Source organism: Streptomyces sp. NPDC029674, assembly GCF_044903205.1.
In the GTDB taxonomy this organism is placed as follows: Bacteria; Actinomycetota; Actinomycetes; order Streptomycetales; family Streptomycetaceae; genus Streptomyces.
Genome location: NZ_JBJDPY010000005.1, coordinates 21,547 through 40,892, shown reverse-complemented (window position 1 = coordinate 40,892; position 19,346 = coordinate 21,547). Strand labels below are relative to the sequence as shown.

Genomic DNA, 19,346 nt, shown 5'->3' with positions numbered 1-19,346 from the left:
CGGGCTCCTGGCATGCGGTCGTACGGCGGGTGGGAAAGAGGTGGGGGCGGCCCCGAAAGGGGAGCCGCCCCCGGGCCGTCAGGCCGGTTCCGGTGCCGCGTTGTCCTCTTCCTCGGCGGGTTCGGGGGCACCGGTGAGCAGGTCCTTCTTGCGGACCAGGGTGAGAGCGACGGCGGCCGTGCCGACGCAGACCACCGAGGCCCACAGCATCACGAACGAGGCGCCGTCGGCGATGGCTGATTCCAGGGTGCGGCGCACCTGTCCTGCGAGGTCGTCGGGCACGTGCTCCAGGGCTCGGGAGATGTCGCCCTGGGCGGCGGCGGAGACCACGGTGTCGTGGTCGGCCGTGCCCGTGCGGAGACCGCCGCCGGCCTGGTCCTCGATGCGGCTGCGGAACAGGACACCGAAGATCGCGGCGCCGATGCCGGCCCCGAACATGAAGAGGCTGTTGATCGCGCCGGAGGCCATGCCCGCGCGCTCCTTGGGCACCACGTTGACCGCGAGCGACATGGACGGGCTGCCCGCGAGGCCGCCGCCCACGCCCCACAGCAGGAGGCCGGGCAGGGCCGCCCAGATGCTGTGTCCCTGGTCGAAGGCCCAGGACATGGCGAGTCCGCCGAGGGCGAGGATGCCGAAGCCGGCGCCGATGATGTGCGAGGGGGAGTACTTGGCCTGGAGTTTCCCGGCGACAAGACCCATGCCGAGCTGCGGCGCGAAGATGGCCATCATCATCAGGCCGGTCTCCAGCGGGCTGAGCCCCCGGGCGCTCTGGAAGTACAGGATGTAGTAGACCGAGCCGCCGATGGTGGCGAAGCGGGAGAAGAAGGCGATCAGGGTGGCCGCGACGAAGGTCGGCACCTTGAACAGGGTCAGGTCGAGGGTCGGTGTGGCGACCCGCCGCTCCAGGAGCAGGAAGCCGACGAGGAGCACGGCGGAGACACCGAGCTGGGTGAGGGTGGCGGCGGAGCCCCACCCCTGGTCCTCGCCGCGGGTGAGGGCGAAGTTGACCAGGCCGAGGGTGACGACGAGCAGACCGGCGCCGGTCCAGTCGATGCCGGCGAGCGAGCTGCGCGGCGGGTCGAGAGGCAGCCGGGTGCGGCACAGGAAGAGCGCGACCGCGCCGATCGGCACATTGATCAGGAAGAGGTAGCGCCACTCGGTGAGGTCGACGAGGAGACCGCCGATGACCGGGGCGACGGCACCGCAGGCGCCGAGGGTGGTGCCCCAGACGGCGATGGCCATGTTGCGGCTCTGCCCGTCGTAGACCTGGGCGATCAGCGGCATCGCGTTGGCGAGCACGAAGGCGGCGCCCACGCCCTGCACACAGCGGGCGATGTCGAGCGAGACGGCGTTCGGCGCGAGGCCACAGGCCAGCGAGGAGAGGGTGAACAGGGCGATGCCGCCCATGAACATGGACCGCCTGCCGAGCCGGTCCGACAGCGAGCCCGCCGCCTGCTGGAAGGCGCCGAACGTGACCGTGTAGCCGATGATGATCCACTGGAGGGCGGCCAGCGAGCCTCCGAGATCCGACTGGATCTCCGGTAACGCTACGGAAACGATGGTGATATCGATAACCAATAGCGCCGACGCTACGACGGTGATAATCAGGACGATTCGAGCCTCGCGACTCGTCGTGGTATCCGTGGCGCTCACGAATTCCTCTTCCGATGACGTGGTGCGGCGGCTCCGTCCGGCCCTGCGCGGTGCATTGAAAATCGTTACCGATTCAATTCCGGAGCGGCGCCGCCATTCTGGGTAAGGCTTGCCTTACCGCGCATGGTTGCGTGAGTGTAGCACTCGGTTTACGTGGCTTTAAGAGCGCGTCGAAATTAATGAGCCACACCCGTATGCGACGAAATGGTGAAGACGTCGCCCGGTCATGTGGCGACCACGGGCAGCGCTCCCACGTCCACCTTTCCCGTCACCGTCAACGGGATGGACTCCACCGGCACGAACAGCCCCGGCACCATGTAGGACGGCAGCCGCTCCCGCAGGAACCGCCGCACCGCGGTGAAGTCGGTGCTTTCCCCGCTCACCACATACGCCACGAGACCGACCTCGTCCGCGCTCCCGGACCGGGCGACCACCGCGGCGCGCCGGATGCCGGGGTGCTCCATCAGCACCCCCTCTATCTCGCCGGGTTCGATGCGCAGGCCCCGCACCTTCACCTGTTGATCGGCGCGTCCCAGATAGTCGAGCTGCCCGTCCGGAAGCCGTTGCGCGAGGTCGCCGGTCCGGTACAGACGCGTGCCCGGCCGGCCGGAGAAGGGGTCCGGGATGAACCGCTCCGCCGTCAGGGCCGGACGGCCCAGGTATCCCCGTGCGAGACCCTCGCCGCCCAGATACAGCTCCCCGACCTCGCCGTCCGCCACCGGGCGCCCCTCGGGGTCGAGGACGTGGGCGGTGGTGCCCGTGACGGGACGGCCGATCAACGGCTTGTCCGCGTCCCGCCCCACCAGGCTCCAGGTCGAGTACGTGGTGTCCTCGGACGGGCCGTACAGGTTGTAGACCCGCTCCACCGTGCCCGTCGCGTACAGCCGGCGGGCCAGCGCGGAGGGCAGCGCCTCACCGGCCAGATTGACCGTCACCACCGACGGGGGCAGCGATCCGGAGGGCAGCAGGTCGAGGAGGAGGCTGGGCACGGTGTTCACCAGCGTCACCGGCCGGTCCGCGGCGGCCACCGGCAGATGGAAGACCGTCTCCGCGAGAACCACCGTGCCGCCCGCCGCCAGCGGCGCGAACAGCTCGAAGACCGACAGGTCGAAGCACATGGACGTGGACGCCAGGGTGTACCGCAGCTCATCCGGGGTGAAGAGGCCGAGCGCCCAGTCCAGGAACGCCGCCGCGCTGCGGTGCTCCACCGCGACGCCCTTGGGGCGCCCGGTGGAGCCCGAGGTGTAGAGGACGTACGCCAGTTGCGTGTCCGCGCCCGTGCCCTCCCCGGTCCGCGGTTCCGCCATGGCGATGCGGTCCCAGTCGCGGTCGAGCGAGACCACCGTGCCCGGCCGGTCCGCCCACTTCCTCCGCACCGCCTCGTCGGTGACGATCAGCTCCGCGCCGCTGTCGCGCAGGATGAACTCCCTGCGCTCCAACGGGAACGCGGGGTCGATCGGCACGTACGCCGCCTCCGCCTTGAGGACGGCGAGCATCGCCACCACCATCCACGGCGAACGCCCCAGACAAATGCCGACCAGGGTCTCCGGACCCGCACCGAGGCCGCGCAGATGCCCGGCGAGGAGTTGCGCCGCCTCCTCCAGCTCTCCGTAGCTGAGCCGCTCCCGGCCGCTCACGACGGCCTCCGCGTCCGGCGTCAACGCCGCCTGCCGCGCCACCAGTTCGTGCAGGCGGGGGCGGCGTGCCCCAGCCGCGCTCACGCTCCCACCCGCGCTCACGCTCCCGCTCCGCTTCCGGCCGCGGCGCGGCGGGCCGACAGCTCGCGCTCGACCTCCTCCGGCGACATCCGCGCGACCCGCAGATGTACGTCGGCCATCGCCTCGGCCCGCCCCGGCGCCTCCTCGGCGGCGATCACCCCCGCCGCCAGGCCCGCTACCGTCGGCGAGAGGAACACGGTGCGCAGCGACACCGCGTCCGAGGCGAAGACCTGGCGCAGCCGTGTCACGATCCGGGTGGCCAGGACGGAGTCCCCGCCGAGGGCGAAGAAGTTGTCCTGGTCGCCGACCCTCTCCACTTCGAGCACCTGCGCCCACACCTGCGCGCACACCTCGGCGACGGCGGAGCGCGGGGCGTCCCCCATGGCCGGGGCGGGCTCCGGGCGCGGCTCGGGCAGCGCCGACCGGTCCACCTTGCCGTTGGCGTTGAGCGGCAGTGCGTCCAGTGTCACGAACACCGAAGGGACCATGTGCTCCGGGAGCACGGCCCGCAGATGTTCCCGCAGCACGGCGTCCGTGACGGCCGTGCTCCCGGCGGCCGGTACGACGTATCCGGTCAGGCCCCGGTGGCCCTGCCGGTCCGCGCGCCGCTGCCCGCACACCACGGCCGCGCCGACACCCGGGTGCGCGAGGAGGGCCGCCTCCACCTCGCCCGGCTCGATCCGGTGCCCGTTCACCTTGACCTGGAAGTCGGCCCGGCCCACGAACTCGATGCTCCCGTCCGGCAGGAAGCGCCCCAGGTCACCGGTCCGGTACAGCCGTTCGCCGGTCCGCGGATGCGTCACGAACGAGGCCGAGGTCCGCTCCGGGTCCCCCCAGTAGCCGCGTGCCAGCCCCACTCCGGAGCAGTACATCTCACCGGTCGCCCAGACCGGGCGGTCCCGCATGCGTTCGTCGAGGATGCGGTAGCGGGTGTTGGCGATGGGCGTGCCGTAGGGGATGCTCCGCCGCTCCGTGGCCGGTCCGTCCACGGGGTGCCAGATGTTCCACAGCGTGGTCTCGGTGGGCCCGCCCACGCTCACCACCCGCACGCCCGCGTCCTCGGAGAGCCGGCGCACCGTGGCCACGTTGAGCCAGTCACCGCCCAGGAAGGCGAGCCGCAGTCCGCCGAGCGGTCCGTTCACCGGACCCAGGTGCTCCACCAGCATCTCCATCATCGCGGGCACCGAGTTCCACACGGTCACGCCGTGCTCGCTCATGAGCCGCGCCCAGTGCGCCGCCTCACGCCGCTCCGAGGCCCGGGGCATCACCAGCGTTCCGCCCGCGCCGAGCACCCCGAACAAGTCGAACACGGACATGTCGTGGTGCAGCGCGGTCAGCGCGAGTCCCCGGTCGCCAGGACCGATCGCGAAGGTCTCGACGGTCTCGCGCAGGGCGTTGACGACGCCCCGGTGTTCGACCATCACGCCCTTGGGCCGCCCGGACGAGCCCGAGGTGAACAGCACGTAGGCCAGATCGGACGGTCCGGCCGACGGCTCCGGCGCCACCGGGTCCGCCGCTCGCACCTCGGCCGGCAGCGCGTCCAGGCACAGGACGCGCCGCTCGCCCGCGAGGTGGGCGAGGTCCCGCGCCGTGACGACCAGGTCGACCTCGCACTGGTCGAGCAGCCCCGCGACGCGCCCGGGCGAGGCCTCCGCGTCGACGGGCAGATAGGGAGATCCCGCGTACAACACGCCGTAGACGGCGACGACTTGCTCCCAGCCCTTGTCCAGTACGACACCGACCGGTCTGCCCGGCGAGGCGCCGTTCGCCCGGAGCCACCCGGCCACTTGGCAGGCCTCGCGGTGCAGTTCCCCGTACGTCAGTGTCCGGCCGTCGGCGACGACCGCCACCTGGTCGGGGCGCGCGGCCACCTGATCGAGGAAGTCGTCCTGCACGAGCCGCTCCGGCAGCGGGCGGCAGCCGCCGTCGCCGAACTCCCCGCCGTCCGGGCCCCGCCGCACGGGCGTGTCCAATGGCTCCGGCGCCGTCCAGGTGGTGGCGTCGTCGGACAGCCGCTCCAGCAGCGAGCTCAGCCCGGCGAACACAGCGTCCACCATCTCCGGGTCGAACAGGACCTCGTTCACGTCCCAGTTGACCATCAGGTCACCGTCCTGCACCTCGGTGAGGAGGTCCATCCAGACCTGCGGGGTCTGGGTGATGCCGCCCGTCTGCCGCAGCAGACCGTCGAGGAGCGTGCCCTTGCCGCCGCTCAGCGGCACCGCGCTGGTGAACACCACCGGCATCAGCGCACCGTCGAACCCGCCGCGCAGCCGCATCAGTTCGCGCAGCAGATGGACGCCGCTGACGTAGGAATGACTCAGGTCGCTCCACAGCTGCTCCTGCACCCGGCGCGCCCGCTCCGTGAAGTCGCCGGACGCGGCGGCGTCCACCTCGACCAGGGCGAACGAGGCGAACTCGCCGACGGTGTCGTTGACGTCGGGGTGCGCGCCCAGCCGGTTGAGGTTGGTGACGTTGAGCGTGAACCGGGGTGTCTGTGCCCACGGCACCAGCGCCTCCGCGTACACCGCGAGAAGCAGGCCGGCGGGGGTCAGCCCCGCCTCCGCGGCCCGGTCGGTGACCTGTCGCCAGCGGTCGGCCGTCAGCCGCACCGACCGCCTGACGAACCGCGGCTGCTCCACCGACTCCGGGGTGCGCACCATGGGCAGCCGCGGCGCGGGCGCGAGGTCGGGCAGCCGCCGCGCCCAGTACTCCGCCGAGCGCCGGTGCGCCTCCGTGCCGGAGAGGTCCGCCGTCGCGAGGACATAGTCCCGGTACGCCATGGGGGGCGGCGCCGGGTCCGCGTCCGGATCCGCGTAGAACAGCGTCAGGTCGTCCCACAGGACGCGGATGCTGGCGAAGTCCGCGCAGAGCGCGTCGATGCTGAAGTGCACCCGGAACCGGTCGCCGGGCAGCTCGGCCACCACCACGTCGAAGAGCGGCCAGACGTCCACGGGGCGCACCTCGTGCGAGTAGCGCTCGCGGATCTCCGCGAGGCCCCGGCGGACCTTGTCCTCGTCCGCCGTCCGCAGATCGACGACCGGCATCTCGTACGGCGGCACCGACTCGAGGACCCGCTGGGTCATCGTCTCGGGAAGCGCCACCGCGCGCAGCATCGGATGCCGGTCCACCACCCGCTGCCAGGCGGCCGAGAAGCGTGGCACGTCCAGGCGCGCGCCCTCGAACTCCAGGTACATGTGCGCGGAGACGTTCCCGGAGGACAGCGAACCGGTGCGGCCCACGCAGTACGCCTGCTGCTGGTCGGTCAGCCGGAACGGCTCGTACGCCGCCTCCGGGGCGGGGCGCACGGCCGGCAGGGCGGCGCCGTCCGGGCCGTCGCCGGACCGGGTTCGCGCCCGCTCGATCACCTCGCTCAGCTCGGCCACCGTGCGGTGCCGGAACACACTGTGCGGGTCCAGCTCCAGGCCGAGCCGCTCACGCAGCCGGTTCATCACCCGGATCCCGAGCAGCGAGTTGCCGCCCAGCTCGAAGAACGTGTCGTGCACGCCCACCCGGTCCACACCCAGGAGCTCCGACCACAGACCGGCCACCAGCTCCTCCAGCTCGGTGCGCGGCGCGCCCGCAAAGACCTCGCCGGACACGGTGCCGGGCCGGGGCAGTGCCTTGCGGTCCACCTTCCCGTGCGCGGTGAGCGGCAGCGCCTCCAGCACCTGGAGATGCGCCGGCACCATGTAGTGCGGAAGGCGTCCGGCGACGTGCTCGCGCAGCTCCGTCACCGAGGGCCGTGCACCGGCGGCCGGGGACACGTACCCGGCGAGCGCCTGATTGCCCAACTCGCCGTCCTGGCGCGGCAGGGCGACGACCGCCGCCGAACCGACGGACGGGTGCGCCCGGAGCGCTGTCTCGATCTCGCCCAGCTCGATCCGGTGGCCGTCCAGCTTCACCTGGAAGTCCTCGCGGCCCAAAAACTCCACATTGCCGTCCGGCATGAACCGCGCCACATCGCCGGTGCGGTACAGCCGCTCGCCGGTCACCGGATGGCTGAGGAACGCCTGGGCCGTGCGCTCGGGGTCGCGCCAGTAACCCAGTGCGAGCCCCGCCCCGCCGATGTACAGATCACCGGGCACGCCCACCGGCCTGGGCCGCAGCGCCGCGTCGAGCACGTGCAGGGTCTGGTTGGGCAGGGGAGTGCCGTACGGGATGCTGGACCAGGCCGGGTCGACCTCGTCCACGTCGAACGTACTGGAGAGGATCGACGCCTCGGTGTTGCCGCCGAGTCCGACGAACCGGACGTCCGGCGCGATCTCCCTGGCACGCCCGGGCAGGGACAGCGGGATCCAGTCGCCGCCCATGACCAGCAGCCGCAGCGACTCGACCCACGGCTCGTCGTCACGCTCCACCTGCTCGCAGAACAGCTCGAACAGGGCCGGAGCACCCAGCCAGGTGGTGACGCCCTCCCGGCGCACGAGGTCCAGCCAGTGCCCGGGGTCGCGATCGGTGCCCGCGTCCGGCAGGACCAGCGTGGCCCCGGCGCACAGCGTGCCGAGCATGTCCCAGACCGACAGGTCGAAGCTCATCGCCGAGAGGCCGATGGCCCGGTCCCGCTCCGTCACGCCGTACCGCTCGATCACGTGCAGCAGCGTGTTGAGCGCGCCCCGGTGCGGGACCATCACTCCCTTGGGAGTGCCCGTGGAACCCGAGGTGAACAGCACGTAGGCGGGGTCCTCGGGGCTCTGCGCGGCCGTCAGCGGACCGTCGCCGACGCCCTCCCAGGGCGCGTCGTCGTCCACCGCGAGCACGGTGACGTCCCGCGGCCACTCCCACCGCCCGGCCACCTTCCGCTGCGTGAGGACGAGGCGTACGCCGGTCATCTCCAGCAGCCGCTGCCTGCGGTCCGCAGGCAGCCCGGGGTCCAGCGGCAGCCACGCGGCCCCGGACTCCAGCGCGCCGAGCAGGCCGACGGGCTGCTCCCAGCCCCTCTCCATGCACACCGCGACGGGCTCGCCGGGCCGCGCTCCCAGCTCCCTGAGCCGACGTCCGATGCGACGGGCCCGGCTCATCAACTCGCCGTAGGAAATCCTGTGTTCGCCGGAGACGATCGCGGTGTGGGCGGGCCGGGCCCCGGCGGCCCGTGCGACGGCCTCCTGCAACAGCCCCGCGGGCACCGGCGCCGCGGTCGAGTTGACCTCCGCGCGCTGCTTCTCCTGGGCGGCCGGCAGCCGCACCGGTGAGGCCGCCGCCCGCCAGGCCGCGGGATCCCCGGCCAGCGAGGTCAGCAGCCCCAGCCAGGACTCGGCCATGTCGGCCACCATGCCCCCGGGCAGCACGCCGGACGCGTACTCCCACACGGCCTCGATCCCGTCGTCCGCCGTCACCACCCGCAGCGCCAGAACCGGAACCGCGCCGGGCGGCGCCGACACCGGTTCACCGGCCACGGCGTCCGCGAACTCGACCAGCGGATCGAGCTCCGCTTCGGTGGCCCCGGCCGCCGGGTCGAGGTCCGGCGTCGTGCAGGTGACCCACGGGGACTGCGCGGCGGCGCGGCCGGCGAAACCGCCGTCCGCGAGCGCGTCCGCCACCAGGACGCGGCAGCCGTCCGCCGCGCGGTCCCGCAGCGCGAACCGGGGGTCCCGCGACCACAGACCGAGGACCTCGGTGAAGGCGGTGCGCAGTACGGCGGTCGCGTCCAGGCCCGTGGCCCGCGCCCGCTCGTCGATCGCGCGCCACCGGCCGGCTTCCAGGACCACCGAGTGGCTGACGCGGGGACCGTCGGGCGACGGCGAGGGCAGCAGCGGCAGGCGGGGGCCGCGCGGCACCGCACCGCCGGTGCCACGGGCGAGGTCGGTGCTCATGCGATGTTCTCCGATCGGAGGTCTCGGGAGTCTCGGGGGTCTCGGCCGGCGCGGTCCGGCCGGGGCAGCAGCCCCGCGCCCACGAGGTGGGCCACATAGCGGTCGATGAGCGGAGCGTCCACGACCGGGCAGCTCACCCCGGTCCCGGCGAGCGCGTCGAGCGTGCCGGAGACGTCGAGCCGCAGGCTGCCGAAGCCGGGCATGCCGTGCGAGGCGCCCGTGAGCGCGGCCACCGGCACCGAACCCTCGTCGCCGCCCGCGTCGAGGACGTCCTTGGACACCAGTCGGGCCCAGTCCTCCGGGTCGGTCTCCACGAGCCGGTATCCGGTCGCCCGCAGCCGGGCCACGACCGTGTCGAGCCGGGTCCGCGCCGGGTTGGCGAGGTGATAGGTGCCGCCCAACGCGCCCACCCGCAGCGACAGTTCGGCGAGGGCCGCGGCGGCGAAGTCGACGGGCACCAGGTCGAAGTCGGCGTCCACCCCGAAGTCGGGCACCGTGCCCAGTTCGGCGCAGGCGCCGATGAACCGCCAGAACGCCGATTCCGGATCGCCGCTGCCGCTCACCGAGTCGCCGCCGAGCCGTCCCGGCCGGTACACGGAGACCGGCACGCCGCGCCGCCTGCCCTCGTCGATCAGTTCCTCGGCCACCCACCGGCTGCGCACATAGCCGGAGGGCAGGACCGCTTCGGCGGGCACCCTGCCGTCGGTGCGGAGGACCCCCGGCTCGGTGTCGCGCGCGAAGAGCACGCCGGGCGACGAGACGTAGTGCACCGGCTTGGTCCGGCCCCGCGCCGCCAGCCTGAGCACCTCCGTGGTGCCGCCCGCGTTGGCCGCCCGCAACCGCCGGTAGGGCTGGGCCAGGTTGGCCTCGCAGCCGACGTGGTGGATGGCGTCGACGGTGCCCGCTAGGCGCGTGAACGCCATTGGTGACAGGCCGAGCAGCGGCTCGCGCAGACTGCCCGCCAGAACGGTCACCCGCTCCATCGGCACGTCGAGGCGGAAGCGGGCGAAGGCCCGGGCAAGGGCCCGCTCGGCCTCACCGGGCCCCTCGGCGTCCACCAGGACATGGAGGCGTGCCCCCGTCACACGCAGCAGCTGGGCCAGCAGATGGGCGCCCAGGAAGCTGGTGGCCCCGGTCAGGAACAGGTGCTCCGGCGCGACGACGCGCTCCGGGTCCACGGGAGTGCCGGCACAGACGATGTCCTCGTCCAGGGCGGCGTCGGCACGCAGCACCGCCGCCTCCGCGTCGGCCGTGTCCTCCTGCCCGGCCCCGGCGCCCCCGGCGGCGCGCGCCCGGTCGAACACGGCGGCCAGCGCGGTCACCGTGGGCGCTTCGAAGAACACCTGGACCGGCAGGTCCACGCCGAGCCGCTCGCGCAGCCGCAGCAGCACCCGCACGGCCCGCAGCGAATGCCCGCCCGCTTCGAAGAAGTCCTCGTCGGGGTCCACCTCACGCAGGCCGAGCACCTCGCGCCAGACGGCGGCGACCTCCCGCTCGGTGGCGGTGAGCGCCGCGTCGCCGTCCGCCGCGTCGCGGTCCTCCGTAGCGGCAGCCGCGTCCGGGGCCGCTGCTCCGACCGTCGCGGATTCCCGATCCGGCGGGGCATCGAGGAGGCCGAGTTCCGCCACCGGCACATCAGGTGCGTCGAGCACCGCGGTGAACAGCCGCTCCAGCTCCGCCGTGAACCGGTCGACGGACTCCGGGTCGAACAGGTCGACGCTGCCGCGCACCCCGCCCTCGACGCGCCCGTCGGTCTCCCAGTAGTGCAGCACCAGGTCGAACTCGGAGCTGTCGAGGCCGAAGTCGAAGGCCGCCACCTCCAAGTCGCCCATGCGCGCCGCCCCGGCCGGGTTCTCCTCCACCACGGCCGCCTGGAACAGCGGGTTGTCGCCGCCGTTGCGCCCCGGGCGCAACTCGGCGGCGACCACCTCGATCGGGGTGTCGCGATGGGCGTACGCCTCCAGGCAGGTCTGCCGCACCCGCTCGAGGATCTGGGTGAAGGTGAGGCTCCCCGACAGGTCGAAGCGCAGGGCCAGGGTGTTGGCGAAGAAGCCGATGAGGTGTTCCACCTCGGGCTCGTCGCGGCCGTGCACCACCGATCCGGTGACGATGTCCTCGTCGCCCGAGCGCAGGTGCACCAAGGTGTTGAACCCGGCGAGCAGCGCCATGAAGAGGGTCGCCTGGCGCTCGCGGGCCAGCGCGCGCAGCCGCGTCGCCACCGGCTCGGTGAGAGTGAAGGCCCGGCTGACGGCGCGCAGACTGGTGCGGCCCCGCCGGGGCCGGTCGGTGAGACGGTCCAGGGTGGGCAGCGGTTCGCGCAGTGCCCGGCTCCAGTGCGCGAGGCGCCGCTCCAGCTCGGGGCCGCGCAGCAGATCGCGCTGCCACTGGGCGAAGTCCGCGTAACCGAGCGGGAGATCGGGGAGGGCCGGCACCTCCTTCCCCTCGACGCGGGCCGCGTAGCAGGCGAACAGCTCCCGGAAGAGGATGCCCATCGACATGCCGTCACCGACGAGGTGGTGCATGGTCACCATCAGGACGTGGTCGGCGGGGCCCAGCGGGGTGAGGAGGAACCGGATGAGCGGGCCCCGCTCGAGGTCGAAGGGCCGGTCGGAGTCCCGCCGCAGCAGCTCGACCGCCTCGTCCTCGCCCCGTACCCGCGCGTCCACGCCGAAGTCGACCGGCTGCTCCGCGAGGACGACCTGACGGGGCTCGCCGGCGTGCACGTGGAAGACGGTGCGCAGCGCCTCATGACGGCGTACGACCTGCTCCAGGGCCCACTTCAGGGCGTCCCTGTCGAGTGGGCCGCGGACCCGGATCGCCTCGACCATGTGGTGGTACGAGCTCTCCGGGTGCAGTTGGGCGAGGAACCACAGGCGCTCCTGCGCGAAGGACAGGTCGGCCGTGGCGAGGCCCCGGCGGGGAATGCGGGGCCCTTGCTGTCCCGCGCCGCCGGCCAGCCACTTCTCCATCAGCCGCTGTTTCGTCACGGACAGCTCTGCGCCGTCCGCGAGGGGACCGGGTGGAACCATGGGGGCGTCAACCTTCGCTCGTGCCCGGTGGCGGGCGCTGGGATGTTGTCGTGGGCCGGTGGAGGCCCGGCGTCACTCGCCGAGCAGCCGCGCGGCGTCGTCGTCGGACATGCCGAGCAGCTTCTCGTGCAGCCGCTGCTCGACGACTCCGGCCATCTGGGCGACGGTCTGCGCCTGCGAGAGCAGATCGGTGACGGTGAGGGTGACCGGCAGCAGCGTCTGGAGCCGGGTGACCACCTGTGCCGCGACCAGCGAATGCCCGCCCAGGTCGAAGAAGTTGTCGTGCGCCCCGACCGGTGTGACGCCCATGACGTCCTGCCAGACCTCCGCCACCGTCTTCTCCAGTGGCGTACGGGGCGCGGTGTACGCGGTGGGCAGCTCGGGCCGCTCGTACCGGGTGAGGCGTGACTCCTCCGGTGCCCCGGTGGCCCCGGCCGCTCCGTCGGACGGCCCGGTGGTGGCGGCGGGAGCGGTGGGCACCGTCGCACCGCCGGCGGGGACGTCGACGAAGTAGCGCCGGCGCTCGAAGGGGTAGGTCGGCAATGCCACCCGGCGCCGCCGCCCGTCCCCGCCGAGCGCGCCGAGGTCCACGGGTACACCGAGACACCACAGTTGGGCGACGGCCTCCAGCAGGGGCCCGGCGTCGGCCGCGTCCTGGTCCGCGCCGAGCGTGGGGATCACCGGAGCGCCGCCGGAACCGGTGCCGCGTCCGGCGAGGGCCCGCAGCGTGTTGCCCGCACCGACCTCCAGGAGCGTCCGTGCGGGCGCCTCCCGCAGGGCTCGCAGGCCGTCCCCGAACAGCACCGGCGCACGCAGCTGCCGTCCCCAGTAGGCGGGGTCGGTGGCCTGCTCCGGAGTGATCCAGGTGCCGGTCACGTTCGACACGAACGGCACGGCGGGCGCGTTGAGCCGCACCCCGGCCATGGCGGTCGTGAACGGCTCGACGGCGGAGGCCACGAGCGCCGAGTGGAAGGCGTGCGAGGTCCGCAGCCCGGTGACGGTGTACCCGTCGGCCACGAGCCGCCCGGTCACCTCGTCGAGGGCCGCGACCGGGCCCGAGACCACGGTCTGCTCCGGTCCGTTGACCGCCGCCACGGACACGTCGTCCCTGGCACCGAGCAGTTCGCGCACCCGCTCGGCGGACAGCGGCACGGAGGCCATGGCGCCCGGCGGGCAGTCCTGGAGCAGCCGGCCCCGCAGGGCGACCATGCGCAGCGCGTCCGGCAGGTCCAGGACGCCGGACAGACAGGCGGCGGTGAACTCGCCGACGCTGTGACCGAGCAGGGCGGCGGGGTGCACCCCCCAGTCGCCGAGCAGCCGGGCCAGGGCGTACTGCGTGGTGAAGAGGGCCGGTTGGGCGAGCCGTGTCTCGGTGAGGCGCCGGGCCGCCCGGTCCAGGGCGGCGGCGCCGCCGGGGCCGGGGAACAGCGCCGTGCGCAGGTCCTCGCCCAGCTCGGGGGCGAGCAGCTCGGCGCACTCGTCGACGACGGCGCGGTACGCCGGTTGCGTCTCGTAGAGCCCGCGCCCCATGGCGAGGCGCTGGCTGCCCTGTCCGGGAAAGAGGAACGCCACGTCAGGGGTGGGCCCGGCCGGGTCGACGCGGCCCACGGTGACGGGCGTGATGCCCGTGCCGTCCAGGGCCGCCACCGCATCCGCGCGGTCCCGGCACACCAGCGCCATGCGGTGGCCGAAGGCCTGCCGCCCGACGCGCAGCGTGTGCGCGGCGTCGGCCAGGTCCGGTGCGGAATCGGTGCGCAGGGCATCCGCGAGCGCGGCCCCGGAACGCTGCAGCGAGGCGTCGCCGAGAGCGGAGAGCACCAGGAGTTGTGGACGGCCGTCGGCCGGGGACGGGGCCGGGAGCGGCGGCTCCTCCACGACGACGTGGGCGTTGGTACCGCCCACGCTGAAGGAGCTGATGCCCGCGCGGCGCGCCTCGGTGCCCCGGGGCCACGGCGTCGGTTCGGAGCTGACGCGGAACGGGGTGCCGGGGAAGTCGATGTCGGGGTGCGGCACCGCACAGTTGACGAGCGGCGGGATCGCCTCGTGGTCCAGCGCGAGCAGCACCTTGATCAGGCCGAGCACTCCGGCCGCCGTGTCCGTGTGGCCGATGTTCGGCTTGAGCGAGCCGAGCGTGCAGTAGCCGCGCTTCTCCGTGCCGAACGCCTCCGTCAGCGCGGCGACCTCCACCCGGTCGCCCAGCGGGGTCCCGGTGCCGTGCGCCTCGACGTACGAGATCGACTCGGCCTCGGCCCCGGCGACGGCCAGGGCCTCGGCGACGACCTCCGCCTGCCCGCCGACGCTCGGCGCGGTGAAGCCCACCTTGTGCGCGCCGTCGTTGTTCACGGCCGTGCCGAGGAGTACGCCGAGCACCTGGTCGCCGTCCGCCAGCGCGTCCGCGAGGCGCTTGAGGGCCACCACGCCCGCGCCGTCCCCCGGCACGGTGCCGTTGGCTTCGGCGGCGAACGCCCGGCAGTGGCCGTCGGGCGAGTTGACCCCTCCCTCGTTGTGCACATAGCCCGCCCGCTGCGGGAAGTACACGGTGACGCCGCCCGCGAGGGCCAGATCGCTCTCGCCGCCCAGCAGGCTCTGCACCGCCAGGTGCACCGCCACCAGGGACGACGAACAGCCCGTGAGCACGCTCATGCTCGGCCCGCGCAGGTCGAGCCGGTAGGAGACCCGCGGGGCGAGGAAGTCCTTCTCGTTGCCCAGCAGCGCCTGGAACTCGCCCACATCCTGCAGATAGGCCGGATCCGCCGACAGGTGACGCTGCCAGTACGAGGTCGGCCCGCCGCCGCCGAACACTCCGATGGACCCGGTGAAGGCCGCCGGATCGTACCCGGCCGACTGGAGCGCCTCGAAGGAGCACTCCAGGAACAGCCGTTGCTGCGGGTCCATCAGCTCGGCCTCGCGCGGAGTGCAGCCGAAGAAGTCGGCGTCGAAGAACTCCACCCCGTCGAGGACCGGACGGCGGCGCACCAGACGAGGGTCGTCCAGGAGCGCCTCGGGCACTCCGGACGCGCGCAGCTGCTCCTCGGTGAACTCGGTGTGCGCCTCCCGGCCGTCGAGGAGCAGCTTCCAGAACTCCTGGGGCGAGGACGCCCCCGGGTAGCGGCCGGAGAATCCCACGACCGCGATCCGGTCGTCCCCGTGCTCGCCCTGCTCTCCGCGCCGCCCTGGGCCGTCGCCGTACGCGTCTTCGGTCATCGCCCCGTCGCCCGCTCGTCCATCAGGCGCCGCAGCGACGCCGGGCGCATGTCCGTCCAGACCTCTTCGATGCGGCGCAGGCACCGCACGCGGGACCCCGTGGTGCCCTCGGGGTACCAGCCGGGCGGGTCGGCCCGGTCGGCCGGCCACAGCGCGTACTGCTCCTCGTCGTTGACGACGACGCGGTACGCGCTGTCGTCCTGCTCGTCTGTTGCCGGATGTGTCACCGGAAGTCCTTCGCGAAGTACCGGGCGGCGGCCCTGGGAGCGGCGTGCGGGGAGGGGCATGCGGGGAGGGGCGGAGGCAGCCGGCTCAGACCTGGCCGAGCAACTCCTCGGAGATGACGGGCTGGTGGTAGGTGCAGGTCCCCGACCGGACCATCGAGCCGTGCAGCCGCTCGGCGGGGATGAGGAGCTTGTCGCCCTCCTCCATGGGGATCATGTGGCCCACGTTGTTCCAGAAGTGCATCTGTCCGACCTCCACGACGACGAGCCGGTGGTCGTCGTGGACATGGGTGGTGGAGGTCTCCTCGTGGGACTCCACGAACGTCTCCAGGTCGACCTCGATGCCGTTCTCCGAGATCAGGGCGTCCAGCTTCTCCGCCTTGACCTTGTACTCGTCGAGCCGGTCCGCCCAGTCCAGCTGCACGGCGAGGTCCTCGTCCGAGAGCGCGGCGAGCCGCCGCGCGTCCTCGAAGCCGCGGTGGAAGGAGAGCGCCGCGTCGGCGCCGAACCGCGCGACGAGCGGTCCGAGCAGCGCTCCGGTCAGTTCGGCCACGCCCTCCCCGGTCAGCGGGCGCACCCCGGTGAAGTACGCGGCGCCCTCGTCGCCGAACGCGTCCTGGAACACCTCGGCGTACGCGGCCGCGGTGACGGCCTCGTCCAGGCGGTGGTGGACCCAGGCGCCCAGGAACTCGCCGAGGCGCGCGCGGTCGCGGGCCACCGAGTGCAGGTGGTTGGCGCCCGCCAGCGACGAGCCGAGCAGGAACTGCCAGTAGGCGTACGGCTCGGGGGACAGCTCCGCACCGGCCAGCAGCGCCCGGTAGTGCGGCGTGCGGTCCGCGCGGTCGCGGAGGTCGTCGAGCAGCAGCCCGCGCAGTGCGGCGTGCGCGGTGCCGTAGTCGCCGAGCAGGCCGCGGCTCACGGCGCTCTGCACCGCGGGGCGCGCCGCCGTCAGCTGCACCAGGGCGAACGTCGCCGCCTCGGTGCGGTGGCGGCAGGACCGGGCCACGTCGAGGGCCCGGCCGGGGCGCGCCCGCCGCTCCTCCAGGACGCCCTGCACATGGCGGGTGACGGCGTCGGGTCCGCCCTCCGGCGGAGTGTGCTCCTCGCCCAGCCAGTGGAACAGGTGGTTCTCGAGGACCTGGCCCGCCCGCAGTGCCAGGACGCGGTTGTCCAGCGAGTGGAACGCCTCTGCGTCGGCGGCGCTCGGGTGGTCGTCGCCGCCGGCCCGCACGAACAGCTGGTCGGCGTCGTGAACGGTGCGCAGCATCCGGTGACCGAGGAGACCGCTCAGCCGCAGCGCACGGTCGGCGGTCAGCGGCGTGCCGTAGTCGAGGAAACCCAGGTCGTGCGGGCGGACGGGCCGCCGGAACGGATTGTCCTCGTTGACCAGTTCTTCCGCCGTCGCGCTGCGGAAAGGTGAATTCGCTGCGTATCGCCGGACGATTCCATTGGGATCGTCCGGCGCGCTCTTGATACGCGAAACAGGGGACATGAGTTCTTTTCCCTTTCTTCGGCGCCGGAGTGACGCACTGTTCCATGCGGCCTCGAGCGGATAAGAAGCTAACAACGGGGTTCGACGGGAGTCGTCCAACCAGGGGTGGAAATGCCGTCTCCCACCAGCAGTTGAGGCTTCTGGGCAAGTGACCGCCGCGATGGTTATGGTGGCTGGGCCGGCCGACCCGTGAACCCGAACACGGCCGCGAATAGGGAGTGGAGCGATGACCGAGACCGTGACCAGTCCGCCGCCCGGGAGTGAGGACGGCGGCCGCTTATTGCGTGAGTGGCTGGCCCGAAACCGTCGGGAGAACCGGGTGCTCTGGGACGAGACCACTCGCTCCTGCCAGGTATTCGGCTTCGCCGAGACCCAGCAGATGCTGAAGGACCCGCGGACGTTCTCCTCGGACTTCGGCAGACTGGTGCCGCCCGACGCGGGAGCGGCACAGACCACGTCCGACGGCCGCCCGGTGCCGAACCTCCTTGAGGGGCATCTGAGCGTCACCGACCCACCGCGCCACAGCAAGCTGCGCAAGCTGGTCGGTCAGGCGCTCACCCCGCGCGCCGTGCTCGAACTCGAAGGCAAGATCACCGAGATCACCGCGGGACTCCTCGACGCCATGGCGGGCCGGAACGAGATGGACATGGTGACCGGGTTCTTCAATCCGCTGCCCGTGACCGTCATCGCGGAACTGCTCGGTGTCCCGGCGGCCGACCACGGGATGTTCCGCGGCTGGGCCGACGCACTGGTCTCCGCCAACCACGACGCGGGCGCCGTCGACGCCGAGCGCCTGCACCTGCCGCAGGACATGGCCGGACTGCTCCTTGAGATGCAGGACTACATCCTCGACCACGCCGCCCACCGGCGGCGCGAACCGTCCGACGACGTGCTCAGCCGGCTGGTGGCCGCGGAGGTGGACGGTGAACGGCTCAGCGAGACCGAGGTGTTCACCATCACCCTCATGCTGCTGCTCGCCGGGCACATCAGCACCACCCTGCTCCTCGGCAACAGCCTGATCTGCCTCGACGAGAACCCCGCGGCCCTCGCCGCTCTGCGCGAGGACCCCTCGGCGGTCCCCGGCGCCCTGGAGGAGGTGCTGCGCTACAGCCCGCCCGCCCCGCTGGCGTACCGGCTGACCACGCGCGACACCACACTCGGCGGGGTGGACATCCCGGCGGACGTGATGGTGGCTTCCTGGGTCCTTTCGGCCAATCACGACGAGCGCCAGTTCACCGACCCGGAGACCTTCGACATCACCCGCAGCCCCAACCCGCACCTGTCGTTCGGGCACGGCATCCACTTCTGCATCGGCGCGCCACTGGGCCGGATGGAGGCCCGGATCGCGCTGGGGATGTTCCTCGAGCGCTGTGGTGAACTGCGCTTCGCCGAGCCGCCCGTCCCCTACACCTCACCGACCGTCCTCGGCTCCAAGCGCATGGTGCTGTCGAGCCCTCTCGCCTGACCTGCGGGAACGGGCTCGGCGTCATGGGACCGGAAGGGGCAGCGGCCCTCTCCGGTCTCCGGCCCCTCCGGGGCGTCGGCCAGGAAGTACTGCCGCCACTCCCGGTTGTCCGGGTCGCCGTACGAGCCCAGTTCCGGGGACGCCTCGACGGCGTCGTAACGGCTGAGCCGCTTGCGGATGATGCGCCGCGCCGCGGCCCCGGGCGGCGTGTCGGCACCCAACTCCTCGAAGACCCAGCGCGGCTGGAAGGTGATGAAGAAGACGGGGCTGTGCCGGCTGCGGCGCAGCACGTGCGCCGGGGTGTTGCAGACCACGAAGATCGGAGTGCCGCCGAAGCTGAACTCCCACCACGGGTCGTCCGTGTCCCGGGGCACCTCGGCGGGCCACGGGCTCTCGTCCGTGTCGTGCAGATGCTGGAGCACCGACCAAAATTTGTCCCGGTACTCGTCCATCGTGCGCGTGCGGCCGTCGGGACGGAAGAAGACGATGAGCGAGGTCTCGCGGCCCAGTTCGCGGTATCCGTCCAGGTACTCGGTGAGCGTGTCGCCGAGTCCGTCCCACGTGCTCCGGTCGTCGAGGGACTCCACGAAGCCGAAGCGCAGACTGTTCCGCTTGGTCCCCGACACCGCGAAGGTACAGGGAAAGGGCGAAGTGTCCGACAGGAGTGTCTCCTGCAATTCCCGAATGCATGCGGTTCCCCACTCGGGTATATCTCCGATGACGTTCTCTGTCATGTGAATTCACCCCGCCG

Annotated in this window: 9 protein-coding genes; 1 reads left to right on the top strand and 8 read right to left on the bottom strand. The window is 72.6% G+C overall.

Annotated features, from left to right (window positions below; translation table 11 throughout):
* Positions 1-78: 78 nt before the first annotated feature.
* The 7 genes from ACI2L3_RS13650 to ACI2L3_RS13620 all read right to left on the bottom strand — a co-directional run bounded on the left by ACI2L3_RS13650 (position 79) and on the right by ACI2L3_RS13620 (position 17,130).
* Positions 79-1,653, bottom strand: a complete 1,575-nt coding sequence (locus ACI2L3_RS13650) for an MFS transporter (protein ID WP_404752543.1) — start codon at positions 1,651-1,653, stop codon at positions 79-81.
* 224 nt (positions 1,654-1,877) lie between these two features.
* On the bottom strand, positions 1,878-3,374 hold the full coding sequence (locus tag ACI2L3_RS13645; protein ID WP_404752542.1) for an amino acid adenylation domain-containing protein: 1,497 nt from the start codon (positions 3,372-3,374) through the stop codon (positions 1,878-1,880).
* A gap of 14 nt (positions 3,375-3,388) precedes the next feature.
* Complete coding sequence (locus ACI2L3_RS13640) at positions 3,389-9,181, bottom strand: amino acid adenylation domain-containing protein (protein WP_404752541.1); 5,793 nt, start codon at positions 9,179-9,181, stop codon at positions 3,389-3,391.
* Positions 9,178-12,210, bottom strand: coding sequence for a thioester reductase domain-containing protein (locus tag ACI2L3_RS13635; RefSeq protein WP_404752540.1), 3,033 nt, complete (start codon positions 12,208-12,210; stop codon positions 9,178-9,180). Before ACI2L3_RS13635 ends, ACI2L3_RS13640 begins: the two co-directional genes overlap by 4 nt.
* A 72-nt stretch (positions 12,211-12,282) precedes the next feature.
* The gene (locus ACI2L3_RS13630) at positions 12,283-15,414 is read right to left on the bottom strand and encodes a type I polyketide synthase (protein ID WP_404752539.1); all 3,132 of its coding nucleotides are present in this window, start codon (positions 15,412-15,414) and stop codon (positions 12,283-12,285) included.
* Entirely contained in the window at positions 15,411-15,641 is a 231-nt protein-coding gene (locus ACI2L3_RS13625; RefSeq protein WP_404752538.1) for an MbtH family protein, read from the bottom strand. Before ACI2L3_RS13625 ends, ACI2L3_RS13630 begins: the two co-directional genes overlap by 4 nt.
* Positions 15,642-15,726: 85 nt before the next feature.
* Positions 15,727-17,130: a hypothetical protein gene (locus ACI2L3_RS13620; protein WP_404752537.1), complete on the bottom strand. Its 1,404-nt coding sequence runs from the start codon at positions 17,128-17,130 to the stop codon at positions 15,727-15,729.
* Positions 17,131-17,356: 226 nt separating this feature from the next.
* On the opposite strand from ACI2L3_RS13620, the gene ACI2L3_RS13615 reads away from it, so the two are divergent.
* Positions 17,357-18,595, top strand: coding sequence for a cytochrome P450 (locus ACI2L3_RS13615; RefSeq protein ID WP_404752536.1), 1,239 nt, complete (start codon positions 17,357-17,359; stop codon positions 18,593-18,595).
* Here ACI2L3_RS13615 and ACI2L3_RS13610 read toward each other — a convergent pair.
* Positions 18,535-19,329: a YqcI/YcgG family protein gene (locus ACI2L3_RS13610; RefSeq protein WP_404752535.1), complete on the bottom strand. Its 795-nt coding sequence runs from the start codon at positions 19,327-19,329 to the stop codon at positions 18,535-18,537. The two genes, ACI2L3_RS13615 and ACI2L3_RS13610, sit on opposite strands and share 61 nt — an antisense overlap.
* Between the last annotated feature and the right edge of the window lie 17 nt (positions 19,330-19,346).